This is a genomic window from Carboxylicivirga linearis (genome assembly GCF_018271995.1).
Classification (GTDB): Bacteria; Bacteroidota; Bacteroidia; order Bacteroidales; family Marinilabiliaceae; genus Carboxylicivirga; species Carboxylicivirga linearis.
In genome coordinates this window covers 1-6046 of record NZ_JAGUCO010000050.1, presented here as the reverse complement: position 1 = coordinate 6046, position 6046 = coordinate 1, and the positions used below count along the sequence as shown (strand labels likewise).

The 6046-nt window shown below is 35.3% G+C and carries 2 protein-coding genes; both read left to right on the top strand.

Features of this window, described 5'->3' with window-relative positions; genetic code table 11:
• A partial coding sequence (locus KEM10_RS23215; RefSeq protein ID WP_212220569.1) for a hypothetical protein occupies positions 1–3357 on the top strand: 3357 nt, incomplete at its 5' end.
• A 50-nt stretch (positions 3358–3407) separates the two neighbouring features.
• Positions 3408–6046, top strand: a 2639-nt coding sequence (locus KEM10_RS23210) for an MG2 domain-containing protein (protein ID WP_244826126.1), incomplete at its 3' end; no start/stop codon positions are given.

The following is a 6046-nucleotide window of genomic DNA, read 5'->3' as shown; positions in this document are numbered from 1 at the left end:
GTTGCCTTTGAGGTGAGAGATGCATTGGGCATGCCACAAAACTTTAACGGATTGGTAGTTGATGAGAATGACCAAATTGTAACAGCTGCTAAAACAATGTGGAGGGGAAAAGGAGTCTTCAATATAAATCCTCAACCCGGCAAACAATATTTTATAAAAGAATTAGGGCAAACTGATACTTTGAATGGCTTTCCATTGCCCAATGCCTTATCAGAAGGATGGGTAATGAATGTTGTTGATCAGGGCAAGGAATACCCATTGGCCATTACTATTTCAAAATCGGGTTCTATAGCTGATACTACTTTGTTTTTGCTGGCAACCCAAAATGGTATGGCTAAAGATGCTCTTATAATAAATATGTCGGGTAGAGTAATCTTAACAACTGAACTTGCTAAGACTGAATTCAACAGCGGTATTGTGCAATTAACCCTTTTCGATCAAAACCAAATGGCGCGTACAGAGCGATTGGTTTTTATCAAAAAAGAGGATGCTTTAAATATCTCCATAAAAGAAGATAAATTACCCAAAGGAAGTCGTGATTCTGTTTTACTAACCATGTTGGTTACCAGTCAGGAAGGAGACCCTGTTGAAGGGAATTTTTCCATTGCAGTTACAGATGCCACAAGAGTGCCGGATAAAGCGTATGGTTCAGCCAATATCAATCAATACGTATCGTTGTATTCCGATTTACCGGGGTTGAAATTGAATGATCCTGTATTATTTGAAGATACAGGAGAAGGCAATTTTAAATCGGAATTGCTAATGCTAACCAATGGCTGGAGAAGATATCAGTGGGAAGAAGTGTTGACTGATGCCATCATCGTTCCTGAGTATGAAGAAGAACCAGGACTTTATGTTCAGGGAAAAGTTAGGTCATTATGGAGGAAAGAAAAAATTCCGGAAGGGATAGATGTAAGCATGATTGCTGGCAGTGTATTTGAACATTATAATGATAAGTTAGATGAAAACGGAGAGTTTACCTTTATAATGAAGGATTTTAATGATACCAAGAGAGTGGTGTTACAAACGAAAAATAAGAAGGATAAAAAACACGATTATAGACTGGATATAAAAAATAGTTATCAGCATAGGCTAACAGATCAATATGATTATCTCGAAAAAGCTTATTTAGTAAATAATGAAGAGGAAATGACTGATGCTACTGAAGAAGTAACTATTGAAAAACAAGTGTTGGAGCGAGAATTAGATCGTGTTGTTCTTGAAGATACCTTTGTTGTTACTACAGATTATTCCATTAAAGAAGTGGAGAAAAAGGCTGAGTTAGAAAAGTCTCCAAAAGGCCAAATGAACGAAAGATATGGAGCTCCTGAATATTCAATTGGAGAAGCCCGAATTCAGGAATTAATGGAAGAAAAGTCCTGGTACAATGGTATTTTTTCTTTGTTATATGATGAATTTCCAAATTTAAGAATATCTGTATCTTCCCGTCCTTCAAAAATTAGTGCTTCATATGATAGGAACGGAGCAATAAGTTATAATGTAAGTCCTGCTGGTCCACCAACTATATGGTTTCAATTTATTGGGATAGGAAGACATCAGGTTTACATGTTTATTGATGGAGAAATGGTTGCAAGTGGTGATCTTGAAGGTTCAGGAGTTATTAATGGTTATTTGACCATGGACGATTTAATGAGTTTAGATCCAAAAGAAGTAAAGTCAGTAGATCTTTTATTTCCTAAATCACCCTCAACCAGAGGTGAGTTACTAAATGACTTTACAAGTCGAGAGGTGAATGTTCTTGGGGTTAATGAACCCATGTCAACTCTTGAAGGTAGAATGGGTAATGTAATTTCCGCAACTGAGGTTCTTGCGTTACCAACAGCAATTCTTTCCATTTATACAAAAAGCGGTGGTGGCATTTATAGTACCATTGCTTATAAAGGGCTTTCTAACTTTACCATTCAAGGTTTTAAGAAAATTAAGGATTTTTATCATTTAGATTATTCAACAGGATTAAAAGATAGTGTCTGGGTTGATGAACGAAATACATTGGCCTGGTATCCAAATGTTGAAACCGATTATAATGGAAAAGCAGATTTAAAATTTTACTCTTCAAATATTTCAAACAAGATTCGGCTGGAAGTTAATGGGGTTTCAAATGTTGGTGAGTTAGGTAGTTTGGTTTATAATACTCAGGATTCTTTGTTCATTTTTGATTCAGATATGGATAGCAGAAGAAAAATTCAAGATATTCAAGTGAAAAATAAGCAAAAAGGACCTCGTGTAGTACTTTCAAGTAGAGGTCCTGCTGTATATGCACATATTAGTAATCCTGATCGGGGTTGGAGTACTTTTACTTCAGCTGATGGGCAATTCAAAGTTAATAACAGAATTATTAATGAAAACAGTGATTTACTTATCGAAAAGGCCGGTTATAATAATGTTAGTACTACGTTTCTTGACTTGTTGAATCAGGAAGAGGCTATTTTGGAAAAAGCAGATATTAATTTAGTTAGCATTAAAGCTACAGATATTGTCAAGAAGTTGTATCGAAATAGATTTAGAAATAGGAATTCGACAACACTCTATTCAAAAGGAGCTTATAGAGAGAAATTATTTGATGGAGAATCTTTACATCAATTAAGCGATTATGGTTTTATACAGGAATGGCCAAATATGGCAGAGCGACAAATGTATATTGATAGTAAAATAACGGGAGGAAGAGAATTTAATTCAATGGATGTAAATAAGAAAGTAAACTTTATTCCTATGAATCGCGGAGAAATAATTCCAAATTTCGATCCATTGTATTATCTGCATTCATTTTTAGATTTATCACTTTATAAAGATTATGAGTATACCTTGGTAGGAGAAGTCGAGTTTCAAGGACGCATGATGTATCATATTCAGTTCGATCAAAAAGAGGGGTTAACTTATACATATTATCAAGGGGATTTATTGGTTGATGCTGAAACTTATGGGTTAGCTTGGGCTAAATGGCGCATTAGTGATAAAGGAATGAAGTATGTGATGCCCGATATGTATTTAGTTTGCGATTTCACTCCTGATCAATTTGAGTTGAATAATGAGTATCGCGAGATGACCTGGAGGTTTAATGGGGTAAATTGGGAACCTGATTTTGCTATTTATAATGTATCGTTCGACTTAAATGGTGAAACTAAAAGGATTGAGCAGGAAATAATTTGGAAAGTCATTTCTAAATTTGAATATAAGGAGAAAGATTCTCAGGTGCCTAAAGAATGGCATAAAACAGCCACTCTACAAAAGAATAATGAGTATAATCCTGAGCAATGGCGTGATAGCTGGATGTTGCCACCGGATAAGAATATTAATGAGCAAATTAAATATCTAAACGAGATGATTAGTTATGAATGATTATTTTAATAGATGAAAAGATTGTTCATTATAACCAAACCTAGAATTTTATGAAATTAACCAACCCTAAACCATCTTTTATTACCATAGCATTTTTGGTGCTAATTTCTCTTACTCTAGTATCTCCAGTATCAGCGCAAAACTGGGAAGATATTATTAAAAAGCTCCAGCTTCATCAAACACTTCAACATAACGAAAAAGTATTTGTACAAACCGATCGGCCCATATATTTACCGGGAGAAACCTTATGGTTTAATGCCTTTATAATTAATGCTGCTACGCAGGAGTTAAATCAAACAGAGGTAGTTTTACATGTTGAATTGCTAAATCCGAATAAGAGTATCTTTTTGAAAGAGATGTTTAAGATCGAAAATGGTTTGGCAGCCGGGCAATTAGAGTTAAAGGAGAACACTAAGCCGGGTAAATACTATTTGGTGGCTTATACCAACTGGATGCGAAATGCCGGAAGTGAGTATTATTTTTCGAAGGAGATAATTGTTTCAGGTGAAGGTGAGAGATCTCATTCAACAGGAATAAGTGCATCAAGCCAACAAAACAATAAATTAGCCAATGAAATAGGGGAAGTATCTGAGGTAAAACAACAACTACAGATTGAGTTTTACCCCGAAGGAGGTGATCTGGTGGCAGGTATTTCTTCCAAAGTTGCCTTTGAAGTTCGGGATGCACTAGGCATGCCACAAAGCTTTAATGGTATATTAGTTGATGATAAAGGACAAATTGTAACTGCTGCTAAAACCATGTGGCGGGGAAAAGGTGTATTTACTTTAACTCCAGAAACAAATAAACAATATTTTATAAAGGAAGTAGGGCAATCAGACAGCTTACAAACCTATCCATTATCTGATGCCTTATCAGAAGGATTGGCTATGACGGTTGTTGATCAGGACATAGAAAACCCATTGACGATTACTGTTTCAAAGTCTGGTTCTATAGCTGATACTACTTTGTTTTTACTGGCAACCCAAAATGGTAAGGTAAAAGATGCTCTTATAATAAATATGTCGGGTAGAGAAACCTTAACAACTGAACTTGCTAAGACTGAATTCAACAGCGGTATTGTGCAATTAACCCTTTTCGATCAAAACCAAATGGCGCGTGCAGAGCGATTGGTTTTTATCAAAAAAGAGGATGCTTTAAATATCGCCATAAACGAAGATAAATTACCCGAAGGAAGTCGTGATTCTGTTTTACTAACCATGTTGGTTACCAGTAGTGATGGTGATCCTGTTGAAGGGAATTTCTCTATTGCAGTTACCGATGCCACTAGGGTGCCTGATAAGGCGTATGGTTCAGCCAATATCAATCAATACTTATCGTTGTATTCCGATTTACCGGGGTTGAAATTGAATGATCCCATATTATTTGAAGATACAGGAGAAAGCAATTTTAAATCGGAATTATTGATGCTAACTAATGGCTGGAGAAGATATCAGTGGGAAGAAGTGTTGACTGATTCTTTAACGATTCCTGACTATTTAGAAGAACCCGGAATTTACGTAAAAGGAAAAGTGACATCCTTATGGGGTAAAGATAACGTGCCCAAGGGGGCGGAAGTAACAATGATTGCGGGTAACGTTTTTGATAGTTACAATGATAAGTTAGATGAAAATGGAGAATTTACTTTTATCATGCACGATTTTTATGATAGTAAAAAAGTAACGTTTCAGACAAAAAATCAAAAGGGTAAAAAAAAGGACTTTGAAATAGATATCCTGACTAATTACCAGTCCGATACGATTGATCAGTTTGATTATCTGGGACAAGCAAATAGTAATGATATAAGCTTGGTTAATATTGATATACATGATATTCAAATATCGCAAGATGTTTTGCAGAAAGAATTAAACAGGGTAGTTGTTGAAGATACTTTTATGGTTACAACTGATGTTTCCATTAAAGAGGTAGATGTTAGTGCAGAAAGTAAGAAATCAACCAAAGCCCAGATGAATGAAAAGTATGGAGTTCCTAATTCTTCGATTGGCAAAATAAAGGTGGAAGAACTAATGGAAGAAAACTCACGGTATGATGGTCTTTTTTCTCTCATATATGAAGCATTTCCTGATCTGCGAATCAGTAAATACAATGTTGATAAAAATGAAATTGAGTTTAAAAAAGCTAATACTCACGGATTTAAATTTGGGACTTCTGGGGGGCTATCAAATTATAATGTAAATAGTGAAGAGCATACTGATATACAGGTGATACCTGAAATTAGTTTTCAATTGATTGGGAAACAAAGACATCGTTTTTTTGTATTTGTGGATGGTCAAATGATTGCAGCTTCAAATATTAGAGGAGTTATTAGGAAAGCATACAGAAACTATACCCTTGATGATTTAATAGCAATAGATCCCAAAGATGTTCAATCAATAGATCTTCTATTTCCCGATTCAGAATTAGCTAAAGCCCGTTTAACCGATGAAGCCAGGTATTATAATGGTGGTGATGAAATAGATCGAACGGTTCCAGGAGGGATTAATCCGTTTAAATATCAATCAGAGATTATTTCAACACCAGTTGCAGTGTTGTCTATATATACCAAAGCTGGAGGCGGTTTGTATAGTACAGCGGCTTATAAAGGAATTTCAAATGTTACGATTCAGGGGTATAAAAGAACCAAAGAATTTTATCACTACGATTATTCAACAGCTTTTAAGGATAGTGTACA